The sequence below is a fragment of the Pseudomonas sp. LBUM1640 genome, from assembly GCF_059716225.1.
On the sequence record NZ_CP166816.1, the window covers coordinates 1,388,651 to 1,406,915 of the forward strand.

Annotated in this window: 15 protein-coding genes and 1 pseudogene; 6 read left to right on the forward strand and 10 right to left on the reverse strand. The window is 58.7% G+C overall.

Features of this window, described 5'->3' with window-relative positions; all coding sequences use genetic code 11:
* The first annotated feature begins 66 nt into the window (after nucleotides 1-66).
* A pseudogene (gene ltrA, locus ACA065_RS06060) lies at nucleotides 67-1,489 on the forward strand (group II intron reverse transcriptase/maturase).
* An 87-nt stretch (nucleotides 1,490-1,576) separates the two neighbouring features.
* Here ltrA and bfr read toward each other — a convergent pair.
* Together bfr and ACA065_RS06070 are read right to left on the reverse strand one after the other, a co-directional pair.
* Entirely contained in the window at nucleotides 1,577-2,047 is a 471-nt protein-coding gene (gene bfr, locus ACA065_RS06065) for a bacterioferritin (RefSeq protein ID WP_012722487.1), read from the reverse strand.
* Between the two features lie 201 nt (nucleotides 2,048-2,248).
* Nucleotides 2,249-2,467 carry a bacterioferritin-associated ferredoxin gene (locus ACA065_RS06070; RefSeq protein WP_017526354.1) on the reverse strand — a complete coding sequence of 73 codons (219 nt, stop codon included), beginning with the start codon at nucleotides 2,465-2,467 and terminating at the stop codon, nucleotides 2,249-2,251.
* A 242-nt stretch (nucleotides 2,468-2,709) separates the two neighbouring features.
* On the opposite strand from ACA065_RS06070, the gene ACA065_RS06075 reads away from it, so the two are divergent.
* Nucleotides 2,710-3,312 carry a peroxiredoxin gene (locus tag ACA065_RS06075; protein WP_003172097.1) on the forward strand — a complete coding sequence of 201 codons (603 nt, stop codon included), beginning with the start codon at nucleotides 2,710-2,712 and terminating at the stop codon, nucleotides 3,310-3,312.
* Nucleotides 3,313-3,546: 234 nt separating this feature from the next.
* Here ACA065_RS06075 and rnt read toward each other — a convergent pair whose 3' ends face one another.
* Both rnt and pyrC read right to left on the reverse strand, forming a co-directional pair.
* The gene (rnt, locus tag ACA065_RS06080) at nucleotides 3,547-4,218 is read right to left on the reverse strand and encodes a ribonuclease T (protein WP_017137041.1); all 672 of its coding nucleotides are present in this window, start codon (nucleotides 4,216-4,218) and stop codon (nucleotides 3,547-3,549) included.
* The gene (gene pyrC / locus ACA065_RS06085) at nucleotides 4,215-5,261 is read right to left on the reverse strand and encodes a dihydroorotase (RefSeq protein WP_497693729.1); all 1,047 of its coding nucleotides are present in this window, start codon (nucleotides 5,259-5,261) and stop codon (nucleotides 4,215-4,217) included. Before pyrC ends, rnt begins: the two co-directional genes overlap by 4 nt.
* Nucleotides 5,262-5,417: 156 nt before the next feature.
* Here pyrC and ACA065_RS06090 point away from each other — a divergent pair, with 156 nt between their 5' ends.
* The 3 genes from ACA065_RS06090 to ACA065_RS06100 all read left to right on the forward strand — a co-directional run bounded on the left by ACA065_RS06090 (nucleotide 5,418) and on the right by ACA065_RS06100 (nucleotide 8,942).
* The gene (locus ACA065_RS06090; protein WP_497693730.1) at nucleotides 5,418-6,326 is read left to right on the forward strand and encodes a flagellar protein MotY; all 909 of its coding nucleotides are present in this window, start codon (nucleotides 5,418-5,420) and stop codon (nucleotides 6,324-6,326) included.
* Between the two features lie 129 nt (nucleotides 6,327-6,455).
* On the forward strand, nucleotides 6,456-7,673 hold the full coding sequence (locus ACA065_RS06095; protein WP_497693731.1) for an argininosuccinate synthase: 1,218 nt from the start codon (nucleotides 6,456-6,458) through the stop codon (nucleotides 7,671-7,673).
* 636 nt (nucleotides 7,674-8,309) lie between these two features.
* Nucleotides 8,310-8,942 (forward strand): response regulator transcription factor, encoded by a 633-nt coding sequence (locus tag ACA065_RS06100; protein WP_053254650.1) that lies wholly within the window; start codon nucleotides 8,310-8,312, stop codon nucleotides 8,940-8,942.
* 84 nt (nucleotides 8,943-9,026) lie between these two features.
* Here ACA065_RS06100 and ACA065_RS06105 read toward each other — a convergent pair whose 3' ends face one another.
* The 4 genes from ACA065_RS06105 to metG all read right to left on the reverse strand — a co-directional run bounded on the left by ACA065_RS06105 (nucleotide 9,027) and on the right by metG (nucleotide 13,374).
* Nucleotides 9,027-9,209 carry a PA3496 family putative envelope integrity protein gene (locus ACA065_RS06105; protein ID WP_497693732.1) on the reverse strand — a complete coding sequence of 61 codons (183 nt, stop codon included), beginning with the start codon at nucleotides 9,207-9,209 and terminating at the stop codon, nucleotides 9,027-9,029.
* Between the two features lie 107 nt (nucleotides 9,210-9,316).
* A complete protein-coding gene (nth, locus tag ACA065_RS06110) occupies nucleotides 9,317-9,955 on the reverse strand; it encodes an endonuclease III (RefSeq protein WP_497693733.1) in 639 nt (212 codons plus the stop codon).
* A gap of 90 nt (nucleotides 9,956-10,045) precedes the next feature.
* Nucleotides 10,046-11,209: an electron transport complex subunit RsxB gene (gene rsxB / locus ACA065_RS06115; RefSeq protein ID WP_497693734.1), complete on the reverse strand. Its 1,164-nt coding sequence runs from the start codon at nucleotides 11,207-11,209 to the stop codon at nucleotides 10,046-10,048.
* A gap of 113 nt (nucleotides 11,210-11,322) precedes the next feature.
* Nucleotides 11,323-13,374 carry a methionine--tRNA ligase gene (gene metG / locus ACA065_RS06120; protein ID WP_497693735.1) on the reverse strand — a complete coding sequence of 684 codons (2,052 nt, stop codon included), beginning with the start codon at nucleotides 13,372-13,374 and terminating at the stop codon, nucleotides 11,323-11,325.
* 172 nt (nucleotides 13,375-13,546) lie between these two features.
* Here metG and apbC point away from each other — a divergent pair, with 172 nt between their 5' ends.
* Entirely contained in the window at nucleotides 13,547-14,641 is a 1,095-nt protein-coding gene (gene apbC / locus ACA065_RS06125; RefSeq protein WP_497693736.1) for an iron-sulfur cluster carrier protein ApbC, read from the forward strand.
* Between the two features lie 498 nt (nucleotides 14,642-15,139).
* On the opposite strand, the gene fdxA is transcribed toward apbC, so the two are convergent.
* Both fdxA and mutS read right to left on the reverse strand, forming a co-directional pair.
* Nucleotides 15,140-15,463: a ferredoxin FdxA gene (fdxA, locus tag ACA065_RS06130; protein WP_049709743.1), complete on the reverse strand. Its 324-nt coding sequence runs from the start codon at nucleotides 15,461-15,463 to the stop codon at nucleotides 15,140-15,142.
* Nucleotides 15,464-15,605: 142 nt separating this feature from the next.
* Nucleotides 15,606-18,185, reverse strand: a complete 2,580-nt coding sequence (mutS, locus tag ACA065_RS06135) for a DNA mismatch repair protein MutS (RefSeq protein ID WP_497695310.1) — start codon at nucleotides 18,183-18,185, stop codon at nucleotides 15,606-15,608.
* Nucleotides 18,186-18,265 lie beyond the last annotated feature (80 nt).

An 18,265-nucleotide genomic window follows, 5' to 3' on the forward strand; every position in this document is an offset into this window, starting at 1 on the left:
AGAAGTCAGCCGAGGCCGTAGTAAGTGGCGGAAAAAAAAACCACGCCACCAAGGGCCGAACAGGTTATGCCGCCAGTAGGCGTCAGAGTCTCGTCGAATGTCGATAAAGCAGAAATCTCTCAACACGAGAGCTGTAACCCCAAGTCCCGGACGGAATCCGGGGTTTGCGGCTGGCAGTGCGCAGACATCGGCGGCGTCTGTGACGTGGACGAACGCGGAGCCGGACACGCTGATGGCGCGGGTGCTTGCACCCGCCAACCTCAAGCGTGCGTATCAACGCGTGGTCAGCAACAAGGGCGCACCGGGTGCCGATGGCATGACGGTCGACCAGTTGGCGGGCCACGTGAAACAGTATTGGCCGACCCTCAAGGCTCGGTTGCTGGTCGGCGAGTATCACCCGCAAGGTGTACGCGCTGTCGAAATCCCCAAACCCAAGGGTGGAACACGCCAACTGGGTATCCCCAATGTCGTGGATCGCCTGATCCAACAGGCTTTGCTGCAACAGCTCACGCCGATCTTCGATCCCCTGTTCTCGGATTACAGCTACGGTTTTCGTCCGGGCAGAAGCGCCCATCAAGCCATCGAAACAGCCCGTGACCATGTTGCAGCGGGCCACCGCTGGTGCGTGGAACTTGATCTTGAGAAGTTCTTTGATCGAGTGAATCACGACGTGTTGATGGCCAAAGTTGAGCGTCATGTCGAAGACAAACGCGTACTCAGACTGATCCGCCGTTACCTTGAAGCGGGAGTTATGTCGGGCGGGATCGCCAGCCGACGGCAGGAAGGGACGCCGCAAGGCGGCCCGCTCTCGCCGTTGCTGTCGAACATCCTGCTCAACGAACTCGACCGGGAGTTGGAGCGGCGGGGCCATCGCTTCGTTCGTTATGCCGACGATGCGAACATTTATGTACGTAGTCTCCGTGCTGGCGAGCGAGTGCTGGCAGGAGTTGAGCGTTTCTTGAATCAGCGTCTGAAGCTGACGTTGAATCGGGAAAAGAGCCGCGTGGCACGGCCGTGGGTCTGTGATTATTTGGGTTATGGGATGAGCTGGAATAAACAGCCGAGGCTGCGGGTGGCAGAAATGAGCCTTGGTCGCTTGCGCGACCGTCTCAGAGCGTTGCTACGCGGGGCACAGGGTTACAAAGTCGTCAGTCTTATCGAGCGACTAAATCCGGTGCTACGTGGCTGGGCTAGTTACTTCAAGCTGAGCCAGAGCAAAAGACCCCTTGAGGCGCTGGACGGTTGGGTGCGGCACAAACTTCGGTGTGTCGTGTGGCGCCAATGGAAACGGCCCTCTACGAGGGCGCGTAACCTGATGCGCCTGGGGCTGGACGAAGCCCGTGCGTGTAAGTCTGCCTTCAATGGTCGAGGCCCTTGGTGGAACTCGGGAGCGTCACATATGAATCAGGCGCTACCGAAGAAACTATGGGATCGTTTGGGACTGGTCTCGATACTGGATACGATAAACCGGCTTAACCGCATAACCTGAACCGCCGTATACGGAACCGTACGTACGGTGGTGTGAGAGGACGGCGGATGTGAATCCGCCTCCTACTCTATACCTGTGCGCTGCGGGTTATTCACCCATCTGCGATTGCAGGTAGTTCTCCAGGCTGACTTTGTCGATCAGGCCCAGTTGAGTTTCCAGCCAGTCGATATGCTCTTCCTGGTCTTCCAGAATGTCTTCGAGCAGTTCCCGGCTGCCGAAGTCGCCCTTGGTTTCGCAGTGTGCAATAGCGGCCTTGAGGTCACTGTGGCTCTTGCGTTCAAAGCCCAGGTCGCTGCTGATCATTTCCTGGGTGTGCTCGCCGATATTCAGCTTGCCCAGGTCCTGCACGTTCGGCAGGCCTTCCAGGAACAGGATGCGCTTGATCAGCGCGTCCGCGTCCTTCATGGCCTTGATGGATTCTTTGTATTCACGCTTGCCGAGCTTTTCCAGGCCCCAATCGTCATACATGCGCGCATGCAGAAAGTACTGATTGATCGCGACCAGTTCATTGGCAAGGATTTTATTGAGTTGCTGGATGACTGAGATGTCGCCTTTCATGACTGGGGTCCTGCCCTGTAATAGCTGTGTATAGGGCGGAGTTTGAGCGGCGAAATCCCTAGTGTCAAACCTAAGTTATTGAATAATAAATGAAAATTAATCGGAATAAGAATGTTTGTGTTCCGCGTCTTGACGCTAACTAATTGAATTGCGGGCATAAAAAAACCGGACACTAAGTCCGGTTCTTCAAAACACGCCTAATTAAGCGTGTGTAAATTCTGTCGAGTAGGGGAGCGCGGCCTGGGCTGTTTGCAGCTGCGTCAGGGTTTCCCGTACCACTTGCTTGGCGAGGCAGGCACATTTACCGCACTGGCTGGCAACGCCGGTGGTTTCACGTACTTCCTTGTAGCTGCAGCAACCTTCATAGATTGCTTCGCGGATTTGTCCGTCGGTGACGCCAGTACAGAGGCAGACATACATAAGGGAGAACCATCGCGGGTTTAGGCTTAAGTGCGATGGATCTTAATGTTAACGAGAATGATTGTCAAAGTAGATTCGTAGGCAATTGCCGAGCACCGTCGCTGCGCTGACGAACGGTTTTTTCAGTGTATGATGGTCGGTCTTCACGAAGCGTGACTGCGTCACAGGGCTGTCGCTTATCTGCGCCAGACTTGGGCCGGTCCTTTTACTTCAATCGTCACCCCTACATCAGGAGATAACAGATGAGCGTACTCGTCGGCAAACAAGCCCCGGATTTCGACGTACCTGCCGTCCTCGGCAATGGCGAAATCGTAGACAGCTTCAAACTGTCTGAAGCCATCAAAGGCAAATACGGCCTGGTGTTCTTCTACCCGCTGGACTTCACCTTCGTGTGCCCTTCGGAGCTGATCGCTCTGGACCACCGCATGGACGATTTCAAGGCGCGCAACGTTGAAGTGGTCGCCGTTTCCATCGACTCCCATTTCACCCACAACGCCTGGCGCAACACCGCCATCAATGATGGCGGCATCGGCAAAGTCAAATACACCATGGCTGCCGACATGAAGCACGACATCGCCAAGGCCTACGACGTTGAGTCCGAAGGCGGCGTGGCTTTCCGTGGCGCGTTCCTGATCGACGACAAGGGCGTTGTGCGCTCGCAGATCATCAACGACCTGCCGCTGGGCCGTAACATGGAAGAGCTGATCCGTCTGGTCGACGCACTGCAATTCCACGAAGAGCACGGCGAAGTTTGCCCTGCCAACTGGAAAAAAGGCGACAAAGGTATGAACGCTTCGCCAGAAGGCGTCGCGGCTTACCTGACTGAGAACGCTGGCAAGCTGTAAGCCTCGTTCGAAGCAAAAAAACCGGCCTGAGAGGGCCGGTTTTTTTATGCGCGGGATTTAATTCTGTGGCGAGCGAGCTTGTTGTGGCGAGCGAGCTTGCTCGCGCTGGGCTGCGCAGCGGCCCCAGAACCTGACACCGCGGTTTAACAGGTCAACCGCGGCGGTCTTATTGGGGCCGCTTCGCAGCCCAGCGCGAGCAAGCTCGCTCGCCACGGAAGCCCACTCGCTGCAGCCTCAGTCGTTGAAGTCTTCCCAGCCGCCCATCTGCTTCCACCGATTGACGATGCCGCAGAACAGCTCGGCGGTCTTCTCGGTGTCGTAGCGAGCCGAGTGGGCCTCACGACCGTCAAAGTCGATACCGGCGGCCTGGCAGGCTTTGGCCAGCACGGTCTGGCCATAAGCCAGGCCTGCAAGCGTGGCAGTGTCGAAACTGGAGAACGGATGAAACGGGTTGCGCTTCATGTCCAGCCGCGTCACGGCGGCATTCAGGAAGCCCAAATCGAAGCTGCTGTTGTGGCCGACCAGGATCGCGCGTTTGCAGCCATTGGCCTTCAACGCCTTGCGAACACCACGGAAGATGTCGGTCAGCGCCGCTTCTTCACTCACTGCCATGCGCAGCGGGTGATCCAGCTTGATTCCGGTGAACTCCAGGGCTGCGGCTTCAATATTCGCGCCTTCGAACGGCTCGACACGGAAGAAGTGAGTGTGTTCCGGGAACACAAAACCCTGCTCGTCCATGCCGATGGTGGTCGCGGCGATTTCCAGCAAGGCGTCGGTGGCGCAGTTGAAACCACCGGTTTCTACGTCGATGACAACCGGCAGATAGCCGCGAAACCGCTCGGCCATCGGGTGGCGAGAACCGCCACCGCTGTGCTCGTGTTCGTCATCGTAATGATCTTCACTCACTTGCTTTCCTCCAGCAGGCGCCAGCGCAGTGTTTCACCGGCGCGCAGCGGGATAACAGTCAGCTCGCCAAACGGCAGGCTGGCAGGGGCGGTCCAATCTTCACGGACCAGGGTAATGCGGTCGGTATTCGCTGGCAGGCCATAGAAGCGCGGGCCGTTGAGGCTGGCGAACGCTTCGAGCTTGTCCAGGGCATTGCGCTGTTCAAACGCTTCGGCGTACAGCTCGATCGCTGCATAAGCGGTGTAGCAACCGGCACAGCCACACGCGGCTTCTTTGGCGTGTTGGGCATGCGGTGCGGAGTCGGTGCCGAGGAAGAACTTCGGGCTGCCGCTGGTGGCGGCATCCAGCAAGGCCACTTGGTGGGTATTGCGTTTGAGGATCGGCAGGCAATAGAAGTGCGGCCGAATCCCGCCCACCAACATGTGGTTGCGGTTGTAGAGCAGGTGATGCGCGGTGATGGTCGCGCCCACGTTAGCCGAAGCCTCGGTGACGAACTGCACGGCGTCAGCGGTGGTGATGTGTTCGAACACCACCTTGAGTGTCGGGAACAGCTCGACCACACGGCGCATGTGCTCGTCGATGAAGACCTTCTCGCGATCAAACACGTCCACATCGCCACGGGTGACTTCACCGTGGATCAGCAGCGGCATGCCGACTTCAGCCATGGCTTCGATCGCCGGCAGGATCTTGTCGATACTGGTCACGCCGGAATCGGAGTTGGTGGTCGCGCCGGCCGGGTACAGCTTGGCGGCGTGCACGAAGCCGGAGGCCTTGGCCTGGCGGATTTCTTCAGGCTGGGTGCGGTCGGTGAGGTAGAGCACCATCAACGGTTCGAAGCGGCTGCCGGCCGGTCGTGCAGCGAGAATGCGCTGGCGATAGGCGTCGGCTTCAGCGGCATTACGCACCGGAGGTACCAGGTTAGGCATGATGATGGCGCGGCCAAACGTGCGCGCTACATCGGCCACAGTTTGGGGTAACGCAGCACCATCGCGAAGATGAATATGCCAGTCGTCGGGACGCAGCAGGGTCAGGCGGTCGGACATTGGGGATTCCAGGCGGGTCAATCTGGTGGGAATGCTACCGGAAAAGACTCTTGCAGGCACTCGCTATCAAGTTTTGCGGGACGCTACCGATATCCCTGGGTATGCCTTAACGACGTATGACGCTTTGAAGTGTTGTAGAAACCAGTGGAGCCTCCCGTGCGCCAGCATTATCTAGCCCTGCTCAGTGTGTTCGCCAGCCTGCCTGCGATGGCCCTCACGTTCCAGACACGTCTGGAGAATATTGAGTGGAAGGTGGAAGGCGACCAGTTCGAGTGCCGCCTCACCCAACCGATCACCGATTTCGGCTCGGGCGAGTTCGTGCGCCGGGCCGGCGAGCAGGCGACATTTCGCCTTAAAGCCTACAACGGCGCGCTGGGCGCGGGCTCCGCGACCTTGTTGGCCGCCGCTGCGCCTTGGCAACCGGGCCGCGGTGATATCAACCTCGGTGCCGTGCGTGCGGGCAGTGGCGACGTGTTATTCAACAGTTCCCAGGCCCAGGCAGGGCGCCTGTTCACAGGGTTGCTCGAAGGGCGCAGCCCGACCGTACGGCATTACGGGCGCGAAGGCGGGTACTCGGAAGTTCGCTTGCTGCCGGTGAAGTTCAACAAGGCCTACAACGACTATCAGCTGTGCACCACCAAGCTGTTGCCAATGAATTACGACCAGGTCAAACAGACCGAAGTCGGCTTCCCCGGTGGCGGCATTGAGCTGGACGCTGCCGCGAAGAAGAAGCTGGACGTGATTCTCGCCTTCATGAAAGCCGACCCTACCGTCAACCATATCGAGTTGAATGGCCATTCGGACAACAGTGGCAATCGCCTGACCAACCGTGATGTCTCACGCCGCCGGGCGCTGGCGGTCACCGACTACTTCAAGGCCAATGGCATCCCGGAATCGCAGATTACCCTGCGTTTCCACGGTGAGAGCTACCCCCTGGCGCCCAACACCAATGCTGCCAACCGGGCGCGCAATCGCCGCGTGAATATTCAGCTCGAACGCGTGGCTGCCCCCGAGAAACCGGCGCCGCAAGCCACTGCGCCCAGCAACCCCGCACACACCTCCTGAGGTGCGACCATCGGTCGCCCGCTCGACATAATCTGTCGCTTTATCTTCATTTGCTGTCGCGCCTCTGTAAATTCACGGTTTTGGTCGGTAGAATCGACGGCTTTCCGTACAACCCCGTGGAGTGATGGCATGGCCGACGTAAACAAGGTCGTTCTCGCGTATTCCGGCGGCCTGGACACTTCGGTGATCCTCAAGTGGCTGCAGGATACTTATAACTGTGAAGTGGTGACCTTCACCGCTGACCTGGGTCAGGGCGAAGAGGTCGAACCTGCACGTGCCAAGGCGCAAGCCATGGGCGTGAAAGAGATCTACATTGATGACCTGCGCGAAGAATTCGTCCGCGATTTCGTCTACCCGATGTTTCGCGCCAACACCGTCTACGAAGGCGAGTACCTGCTGGGTACTTCCATCGCACGTCCGCTGATCGCCAAACGCCTGATCGAAATCGCCAACGAAACCGGCGCCGACGCCATTTCCCATGGTGCCACCGGCAAGGGTAACGACCAGGTGCGTTTCGAGCTGGGTGCCTACGCGCTCAAACCCGGCGTGAAAGTGATTGCTCCCTGGCGTGAATGGGACCTGCTGTCGCGTGAAAAGCTGATGGATTACGCTGAAAAGCATGCCATCCCGATCGAGCGTCACGGCAAGAAGAAGTCCCCGTATTCGATGGACGCCAACCTGCTGCACATCTCCTATGAAGGCGGCGTGCTGGAAGACACCTGGACCGAACACGAAGAAGACATGTGGAAATGGACGGTCTCCCCGGAGAACGCTCCAGATAAGGCCCAGTACCTGGAACTGACCTACCGCAACGGCGACATCGTCGCGCTGGACGGCGTCGAGATGACCCCGGCCACCGTGCTGGCGACTCTGAACCGCATCGGTGGTGAACACGGTATCGGCCGTCTCGACATCGTCGAGAACCGCTATGTGGGCATGAAGTCCCGTGGCTGCTACGAAACCCCGGGTGGCACCATCATGTTGCGCGCCCACCGCGCCATCGAGTCCATCACCCTGGACCGTGAAGTTGCTCACCTCAAAGACGAGCTGATGCCTAAGTACGCCAGCCTGATCTACACCGGCTACTGGTGGAGCCCTGAGCGTCTGATGCTGCAACAGATGATCGACGCCTCCCAGGCTCACGTGAACGGCGTTGTGCGCCTGAAGCTGTACAAAGGCAATGTGATCGTTACCGGTCGCAAGTCCGATGAGTCGCTGTTCGACGCCAACATCGCCACCTTCGAAGAAGATGGCGGCGCCTACAACCAGGCGGACGCAGCGGGCTTCATCAAGTTGAATGCGCTGCGCATGCGCATCGCTGCCAACAAGGGTCGCAAGCTGTTCTGAGTGATCCCTTCGTTGTAAAAAAAGTGGCCCCTGTTTATGGGGCCATTTTTTTTGCCTGACTATTCAAGGCGCTAGCGTGGAGTGCCGCCTGATGTTTAAAAGGTGTTTGCCAAGTGTTTATGGTTGCCGGTGAGAAAGTTACTGAGCTGTATTTTTGTTTTGGAATTTTGTTTTACATGAGTGAATGATTTTTTAACACCTGCCTAGGAACTATGTCTTACAGAAGATTCACTACATAAGTGAGAATGGTATGTAAGACGAAGAAAATTCTGTAGGATTTAAGGATGTTAGAAAATATGTTGAATGGAACTAAAAGAGTCGGAATTTTCTCACCTGTTCACTTGCCTGGCGGCAGCACACAATGGGCAATTCCTGAAAGTCTTGTGCGGTACGTTTACCTTGAACCGCTAATGCGGCGGATATTTCACTCAAGATATGTATGCCCGCGGAAAGGTCTGAAAGTCTGCATAAAATCTGATACGTCTGGGTTAGTGTTTTTTTGTAGGTTAATTCCTATAACATTGTGGGTTGGGTCTCTGCTTGCTGTTGCTTGGGGGGGAGCGCTATGCTAACTAGGAAACGACTAGGCTATTGTGCTTGCTCTAAATAATTCGAACAGCGAAATTGGACTTTCTCATGAATAAAGTGCTGATCGTGGATGATCATCCCGTCATTCGTCTTGCTGTGCGCATGCTCATGGAGCGTCATGGTTATGAAGTCGTTGCCGAGACTGATAACGGCGTCGATGCGTTGCAACTTGCACGCGAGCATGTGCCGGACATTGTTATATTGGATATTGGAATACCCAAGCTCGATGGCCTGGAGGTTATTTGTCGCCTGGCCTCTACCAAGCAGCCTGCGCCTGTGAAGGTGTTGGTGTTGACGTCTCAGGCTCCCGGCCATTTTTCCATGCGCTGCATGCAGGCGGGTGCGGCTGGCTACGTGTGCAAGCAGCAGGACCTCACTGAGCTGTTGAGCGCCATCAAGGCGGTGCTCTCCGGGTACAGCTATTTCCCTAACCAGGCGCTCAACTCCGTACGCTCCACCATGGGTAATGCCAGTGAGGCGGACATGGTTGAACGCTTGTCGGGTCGCGAGATGATGGTGTTGCAGCAACTGGCGCGTGGCAAAACCAACAAAGAGATCGCTGACGGCATGTTCCTCAGCAACAAGACCGTCAGTACCTACAAGACGCGCCTGCTGCTCAAGCTCAATGCGCGTTCCCTCGTGGACCTGATTGAATTGGCCCAACGCAACGGCCTCGTATAGGAGGACGCGGGCATCCCGCACGAGCCCGTACAACCGGCAAAAAAAAGCCTCCGTCAGGGAGGCTTCCGGTCGAAGGCGGCTCGATCAGAGATCGAAGTCGTAATCGGCCAGCTGTTTTTGCAAGCGTCGCTCTTCCAGAAGGTTATCGATAGTGCGGCGTTTGCTTAAATTGGTCTTGGCCACCTCAGCAACAGGTGCTTCCCCCTCGTCTTCCGACTCGGCAACGAGGTCGTCTTCTACATCCAGTTGTTCTTTGCCAGTGCTCATAAGGTTAACTCCAGGCTAAGACTGCCGTTGGCGCTCCTTATAACGATAAACCACGACAGGGTAAAAAAGATTTTTTCAATCGACTGATCGAGAAAACCATTGAACCCTCAATCGTCGGACGTCTTGTCCTTGTATTCGCACAGGTCTTCGATGCGGCAGCTGCCGCAGCGAGGTTTGCGGGCCTGACAAACGTAGCGCCCGTGAAGGATCAACCAGTGATGGGAGTCGAGCAAATACGGCTTGGGCACGAACTTCATCAGCTGTTTTTCCACTTCCACCACGTTCTTGCCGCGAGCAATGCCGGTTCGGTTGCTGACGCGAAAAATATGCGTGTCTACCGCCATGGTCAGCTGCCGAAACGCGGTGTTTAGCACCACGTTAGCGGTTTTACGGCCCACACCCGGGAGGGCTTCCAGGGCCTCACGGGTTTGTGGCACTTCGCTGCGGTGCAACTCCACAAGCAGGCGGCAGGTCTCGATGACATTCTTGGCCTTGCTGTTGTACAGGCCGATGGTCTTGATGTAGTCCGATAACCCTTCCACGCCCAAGGCATAGATGGCCTCGGGCGTATTGGCCACCGGATACAGTTTGGCCGTGGCCTTGTTGACGCCAACGTCGGTGGACTGGGCCGACAGGATCACCGCAATCAGTAACTCGAACGGCGAGGAATAGGCCAGCTCGGTTTTGGGTTCCGGATTGTCTTCGTGAAGCCTGCGGAAAATTTCCAGGCGTTTTGCGGCGTTCATGGGGCAGGCATTTCCTTACAGGCGGTCAAAGTGAGGCCAAGCTGTGCAGGATAAACCATCGTCACCGTGCCCGGCAGCGCCTGTTGCGGATCAAGCGTCGGTATGGGCATCGACGTGGCGCTGCGCTTCATCCAGCCTGTGTTGGGCGGCTTTTAGTGCGTCCGCGCTGACGTCCGACTGGCGTTGCAACTTGCTGACATCGGCGCGGGCATAGGCCAGGGCGGTTTTCAGCTGGCGTAATTGGGCGTCGATAGGGCGTTTTTCCACGCGCTGCAGCTCTGGCCTGGGCTGCTCGCTGATCGCCTCGGCATCATGCAGGGCTTGCTCGGCGGTGGACAGCGCGGCGCTCAAGGTCGCCAGTTGCTGCTCGTCAGCGTTCAGGTCCTGAGCTTTTTTCAGTTCGGCGCGGCGCATGGCCAGCTGGATTTTCGCGCGCTTGAGCTCAGGGTCTTTGGTTATCGATGGCGGCGGCGGGCTGTCCACTTCCAGCGCCGCAAGCGCCTGCTCCGCCGCTTCAAACTGCTGCTGCAGGGCAATCAACTGCGATTGTTGCTCAAAGGTCGGCGGGTGGCCGAACGCCTTCAGGGACTTGTGCAGTTGGGCGCGACTCATGGCGACCGTGATCTTGGCTTTCTTGACGGCTGCGTCCCTGGTGGCCTGAGCGGTATCAGCCTGGACCGGCGCAACCGGCGCCGAGCGTTTGGCCCGTGCCAGGCGTTCAGCGAGCTTATGGGCTTCTTCGCGTTGCAGGCGCGCATTGCGTTGTTCATAACGCCGGCGTGCTCGGTCGCGCTTGAGGCCGCGTTCATGGTGCTGGTGATCGTTAGCCTCCAGGCCGCCCACAATCGGCAGCACAGCGGTTGCAGGGCGCATCTCAATGCAGTCGACAGGGCAGGGCGCAACACACAGGTCGCAACCGGTGCACTCATCAATGATCACGGTGTGCATCAACTTGGCCGCGCCGACAATCGCATCCACCGGGCAGGCCTGGATGCACTTGGTGCAGCCGATGCACTCGGCCTCGCGGATATAGGCGACCTGGGCGGGGGCTTCCCCCCGGCTGGTGTCCAGTTCCAGCACCGGCACACGCAGCAATTGCGCAAGGCCGGCGATGGTTTCCTGCCCACCGGGCGGGCACTTGTTGATCGCCTCGCCCTGAGCGATGCCCTCGGCGTAAGGCTTGCAGCCTGGGTGCCCGCATTTGCCGCATTGGGTCTGCGGCAGCAGCGCGTCGATACGTTGAATCAAATTCATGGGGTGTTCATTGGCATGCCGGTTAACCAAACAGAGGCTGATTATCCGGTAAGCGAGAAAAGGGGACTAGCTGAAAAGCCCTGTCGCCGAAGCGGCAGGGCTATTGTGCGGGCTTACTTGATACGCTGCCCCGGCTTGGCGCCGCTATCAGGACTCAACAGGTAGATCTCTTCACCACCAGGGCCCGCCGCCATCACCATGCCTTCGGAAACACCGAACTTCATTTTCCGTGGCTTGAGGTTGGCGATCATCATGGTCAGGCGACCATCAAGTTTGGACGGGTCCGGGTAAGCGCTCTTGATGCCGGAGAACACGTTACGTTGCTCGCCACCCAGGTCCAGGGTCAGGCGCAGCAGCTTGTCGGCACCTTCCACGGCTTCGGCTTTGACGATCAGCGCAACACGCAGGTCCACGGCGGCAAAGGCGTCGAAATCGATTTCTGCCGAGATCGGGTCCTTGTCCAGTTCGCCGTTGCCGGCCGGTGCCGCTTCGCCGGTGTCGGTCTGGCTGGCGACCAGGTCTTCTTTCGAAGCGTCGGTCATCGCCTGAACCTTGACCGGGTCAATACGGGTCATCAGCGGCTTGAACTCGTTCAATTGATGGTTGCTGAGCAAGGTGGCGTGGTCGTTCCAGGTCAGCGGCGCGACGTTGAGGAACGCCTCGGCGTCAGCGGCCAGCAGTGGCAGCACCGGCTTGAGGAAGATCACCAACTGGCGGAACAGGTTGACGCCCGTGGCGCAGATCGCCTGGACTTCCGCCTGCTTGCCTTCCTGCTTGTTCAGCGACCACGGCGCCTTGTCGGCGATCCAGGCGTTGGCGCGGTCGGCCAGGCCCATGATCTCGCGCATGGCGCGGGCGAAGTCGCGGGCTTCGTAGGCGTCGGCAATGCTGGGCGCGGCGGCCAGGAAAGCTTCGGTCAGTTCCGGAGCGGCATTTTCGGCCACCAGCAGGCCGGCATTGCCCTTGTGGATAAACCCGGCGCAACGGCTGGCGATGTTGACCACTTTGCCGACCAGGTCCGAGTTGACCTTCTGTACGAAGTCTTCCAGGTTCAGGTCGAGGTCATCAACGCCACGGCCCAGCTTGGAGGCGTAGTAGTAGCGCAGGTATTCCGGCGACAGGTGGTCCAGGTAAGTGCGCGCCTTGATAAAGGTGCCACGGGACTTAGACATTTTCTGGCCGTTGACCGTCAGGTAACCGTGCACGGCGATGCCGGTTGGCTTGCGGTAGCCCGAACCTTCGAGCATCGCCGGCCAGAACAGCGCGTGGAAGTTGACGATGTCCTTGCCGATGAAGTGATACAGCTCAGCGGTGGAGTCCTTGGCCCAGAACGCATCGAAATTAAGCGCAGGCGTGCGGTCGCAGAGGTTCTTGAAGCTGGCCATGTAGCCGATCGGCGCGTCCAGCCACACATAGAAATACTTGCCCGGCTCGTCCGGGATCTCGAAACCGAAGTACGGCGCATCGCGGGAGATGTCCCACTGCTGCAGGCCGGCATCCAGCCACTCGGCGATCTTGTTGGCCACGGCGTCCTGCAGGGTGCCGCTGCGGGTCCAGGTTTGCAGCATTTGCTGGAAATCCGGGAGCTTGAAGAAGAAGTGCTGGGAATCCTTGAGCACCGGAATGGCGCCGGAGATGGCCGAGCGCGGGTTCTTCAGGTCAGTCGGTGCGTAGGTGGCACCGCACTTCTCGCAGTTGTCGCCGTATTGGTCCTCGGTGCCGCATTTCGGGCAGGTGCCCTTGATGAAGCGGTCGGCCAGGAACATTTTCTTTTCCGGGTCGAAATACTGCGTGATCGAGCGCGTGGCAATGTGCCCGGCGTCACGCAGGCGCTTGTAGATCAGGCTCGACAGCTCGCGGTTTTCATCGGAGTGGGTCGAGTGGAAATTGTCGAAATCGACCAGGAACTCGGCAAAGTCGGCGCTGTGTTCAGCCTGCACATTGGCGATCAGTTGTTCCGGGGTGATCCCTTCCTTTTCGGCGCGCAACATGATGGCCGAACCGTGGGCGTCGTCCGCGCAGACATAAATGCATTGATTGCCGCGATGCTTCTGGAAGCGCACCCACATATCGGTCTGGATGTACTCAAGCATATGGCCAAGATGGATAGAACCATTGGCATAGGGCAGGGCGCTGGTGACGAGGATCTTGCGTGGCTCGGACATGGGGCTCGGCTACTTGATGAAACGGAGGTCGGCCACTATAAAGCGCCGGGAAATTTATTTCACCCCGTGACGCGGTTTCTGAATATTCCCAAGTCTCGAAAGCATGCCGCTGGGCAGCTGGAACGGTTAGGATAGCCGCCTGTTTCAGTCAGTCTTTTTTCGGGAGTAGCCCATGAGCGCCGTCAATCGCGCAGCGGTGGAAGCCGTTCTTCGCCAATACACCGACCCCTATTTGAACCAGGACCCGGTCAGTGCCGGTTGTGTACGCGCCATCGAGGTCCAGGGTGACCAGGTGTCGGTCCAGTTGGAACTGGGGTATGCCGCCGGCCTGTTCAAGAGCGGTTGGGCGCAGATGCTGCAAATGGCCATCGAGGGTTTGGACGGTGTGCGTTCGGCCAAGGTCGACATCCAGTGCGTGATCGCCGCGCACAAGGCCCAGGCGCAGATCCCTGGCCTGGCTAACGTCAAGAACGTGGTCGCCGTGGCGTCCGGCAAAGGCGGCGTGGGTAAATCCACCACGGCAGCCAACCTGGCGCTGGCCCTGGCGCGTGAAGGTGCCCGCGTCGGTATTCTCGACGCCGACATCTATGGCCCAAGCCAAGGCGTGATGTTCGGCATCGCCGAAGGCACCCGACCGAAGGTCAAGGACCAGAAGTGGTTCGTGCCGATTGAGTCGATGGGCGTTGAAGTCATGTCCATGGCCTTCCTCACCGATGACAACACGCCGATGGTCTGGCGCGGCCCGATGGTCTCCGGCGCCTTGCTGCAACTGGTCACGCAGACCGCCTGGGGCGACCTGGATTACCTGGTGATCGACATGCCGCCAGGCACCGGCGATATCCAGCTGACCCTGGCGCAGAAAGTCCCGGTGGCCGGCTCGGTCATCGTGACCACGCCGCAAGACTTGGCGCTGCTCGACGCGAGAAAAGGCGTGGAGATGTTCCGCAAGGTCAACATCCCGGTGCTCGGCGTGGTGGAAAACATGGCGGTGCACATCTGCTCCAACTGCGGGCATGCCGAGCACCTGTTTGGCGAAGGCGGCGGTGAGAAGCTGGCCACCCAATACGGCGTCGAACTGCTGGCCTCGTTGCCGCTGGCGATGGAGATTCGTGAGCAGGCTGACGGCGGCAAACCCACCGTGGCGGCCGAGCCTGATGGGCAGATCGCGATGATCTACCAGGAACTGGCCCGGCATGTGGGCGCGCGAATCGTGCTGCAGGAAGCGGCTGCGCCGGCAATGCCAACGATTACGGTCAGCGACGACTGATCAGCCTGACGGAAAACAAGCCTCGACTCAGTCGGGGCTTTTTCATGCCTGCGGATCCGTCGACGGTTCCCAAATACGCATTTACGCAATCACGCGTGTAAGCATTCGCTTACTTTTGGGTAAGTGTTTGGTTTTTTTACCGGGCGCGTACGTCTTGAATTGGCGGGAGACTTTTTTATCTTGTTGAAATATAACAATTATTTATTTCAACTCGAATGCCGAAGTCTGTCTGCCCACCAGTTGGATCCCGTTGAACTTCCCTCGGAACTCTCTAAGATCAGCCCTGTGTCCACGGATTGACACAGCCATCAAGGAACGATGGTTTGAAGGAACGTCGCAGGATGCGATTCATCAGGACGATGAAAAAGGAATACAGGGACTAGGGAAAAAATGTGGGCGGGTCATACCGCCCCTTTTTTCGCCTGCAGGAAAGTGAAACCTGCCACGCAGGAACGTAAAAAGGCCCGCAAGGGGCCTTTTTATTGGGCGGCGGCGCGTTTAGCGCTCGAGGTCTGCAATCTTACCTTTCTTGCCATCCCACTCCGCTGCATCCGGCATCGGATCTTTGCGCTCAGTGATGTTCGGCCAGATTTCCGCCAGCTCGACGTTCAACTGAATAAATTGCTGCATCTCTGCCGGGACTTCGTCCTCGGAGAAAATAGCGACGGCCGGGCACTCTGGTTCACACAGGGCGCAGTCGATGCACTCATCCGGGTGGATAACCAGGAAGTTCGGGCCTTCGTAGAAGCAGTCCACCGGACACACTTCGACGCAGTCGGTGTACTTGCACTTGATGCAGTTGTCGGTAACGACGAAGGTCATTTCTAATTCTCTCCTCAGGCGGCGGCAGCGAAACCCCTTGTGGTGGGGCTCGCGAGGTTCGGGAGCGATAGTCTGCAGGCCAGGCTAAAAGCCCGCAGCATCCCAAACCGCGCGAGAGTCTACCAGCTTGCAAGCCTGTGCGTTATATCCGAGTCTGCAGTGCATATAACATTTCTAGCGCTTTGCGCGGCGTCAAGCCGTCCAGGTCAAGCTTGGCCAGCTCATCCAGCACCGGGTGGGGCAGGCTGGCGAACATGTCGCTCTGGTGCGGCGCGGCGGGTTTGTTGCTGGCTTTGGCCGGGCTGGCCACGGGCATCTCGTGGGGCAGGGCGGTTTCTTCCAGGCGGCTCAGGTGCTCGCGTGCACGGGTGATGACCTCGCTCGGCACACCGGCCAGTTGCGCCACGGCCAGGCCGTAGCTCTGGCTGGCCGGCCCCGGCAGCACGTGGTGCAGGAACACGATGCGCTCGTTGTGCTCGGTGGCATTGAGATGCACGTTCGCCACCAGCGGCTCGTTTTCCGGCAGTACGGTCAGCTCGAAATAGTGCGTGGCGAACAGCGTATAGGCACGCAGATGCGCCAAACGCTCGGCCGCCGCCCACGCCAACGACAAACCGTCGAAGGTGCTGGTGCCGCGGCCCACTTCGTCCATCAACACCAGGCTGCGCTCGGTGGCGTTGTGCAGGATGTTGGCGGTTTCGCTCATCTCCACCATAAAGGTCGAACGGCCACCGGCCAGGTCATCGCTGGAACCGATCCGCGTGAAAATGCGGTCCACCAGCGACAACTCGCAACTGGCCGCCGGCACAAAGCTGCCGATATGCGCCAGCAACACGATCAACGCGGTCTGGCGCATGTAGGTGGATTTACCGCCCATGTTCGGACCTGTGATCACCAGCATGCGGGTGTCGTCATCCAGCGACAGGTCGTTGGCCACGAACGGCGTGGTCAACACCTGCTCCACCACTGGGTGACGACCCTGGACGATGCGCATGCACGGCTCGCTGACAAAACGCGGGCAGTTCAAATCAAGGTTCAGGGCGCGCTCGGCGAGGTTGCTCAACACATCCAGTTCCGCCAGGGCGGCGGCGGTGTCCTGCAGCGGCGCCAGGCGGCTGATCAAGTCTTCGAGCAGCGCTTCGTAGAGCATCTTCTCCCGCGCCAGCGCACGGCTCTTGGCCGACAGCGCCTTGTCTTCAAACTCTTTGAGCTCAGGCGTGATAAAGCGCTCGGCACCTTTAAGGGTTTGACGCCGCTGATAGTCGATCGGCGCCGACTCGGCCTGCTTGCTCGGCAACTCAATAAAGTAGCCATGCACGCGGTTGTAACCAACCTTCAAGTTGGCCAGGCCGGTGCGGGCTTTTTCGCGGGCCTCCAGGTCAATCAGGAATTGCCCGGCGTTTTCGCTCAGCGACTGCAGCTCATCCAGCTCGGTGTCGTAACCGGTTTTCAGCACGCCGCCGTCACGGATGATCGCCGGCGGGTTGTCGATAATGGCTTTTTCCAACAGCGCCGCGAGGTCCGGGTAAGTGCCGGCCGTCACGGCGAGTTGTTGCAGATGCGGCGTGTCCAGCTCGGCCATCGCCGCTTGCAGCTGCGGCAGTGCGCCGAGGGCATCGCGCAGGCGCGCCAAGTCACGCGGCCGCGCGTTGCGCAGGCCGATACGCGCCAGGATGCGCTCGATATCACCGATTTCTTTCAGCTGCGGCTGCAGCTTTTCAAAGCGATAGCCATCCAGCAGGCAAGTAATAGAGGTCTGGCGCGCTTGCAGCACAGTCAAGTCGCGCAGTGGGCGGTTCAACCAACGGGTCAGCAAGCGGCTGCCCATGGCGGTCTGGCAACGGTCGACCACCGATTGCAGCGTGTTATCGCGCCCACCGGCGAGGTTGGTGTCCAACTCCAGGTTGCGACGGCTCGCGCCATCGAGCACCACGGTGTCGTCCAGGCGCTCATGGCGCAGGCTGCGCAAATGCGGCAGGGCGGTGCGCTGGGTTTCCTTGGCATAGCCGAGCAAGCAACCGGCGGCGCCGATGGCCAGGGTCAGGTTTTCGCAACCGAAACCTTTAAGGTCCTGCACCGAAAATTGCTGGCACAGACTTTTCAGCGCCGAATCCCGCTCAAAATCCCACGGCGCACGACGCTTGGTCCCGCGACGCTTTTCCGCAGGCAGATCCTTAGGCCAATCATCCGGAATCAGCAACTCCACCGGATTAATGCGCTCCAACTCCGCCAGCAGGTTCTCCCAGCCCTTGATCTCCAGCACGCTGAAATTGCCACTGGTGATGTCCAGCACCGACAGGCCGAACAAACGCTCATCGCCCAACACCGCCGCGATCAAGTTATCGCGACGCTCATCCAGCAACGCCTCATCACTCACCGTGCCCGGCGTAATAATGCGCACCACCTGACGTTCCACCGGCCCCTTGCTCGTCGCCGGGTCGCCGATCTGCTCACAGATCACCACCGACTCGCCCAGCTTCACCAGCTTGACCAAGTAGCCTTCCAACGAATGGTAAGGAATCCCACACATCGGAATCGACTGCCCTGCCGACTGCCCGCGCGCGGTCAAGGTGATGTCCAGCAACTTGGCGGCCTTCTTCGCGTCTTCATAGAAGATCTCGTAGAAGTCGCCCATGCGATAGAACATCAACTGATCAGGGTGCTGGTTTTTCAGACGCCAGTACTGCTGCATCATTGGAGTGTGGGAGGACAGATCTGAAATTGCTTTATTCATCAGTAGCTTAGAGAGTCTCGTCGAATTGGTGGGGGCAAAAATGGGGCATTTTAGCACCCACTTTTTGG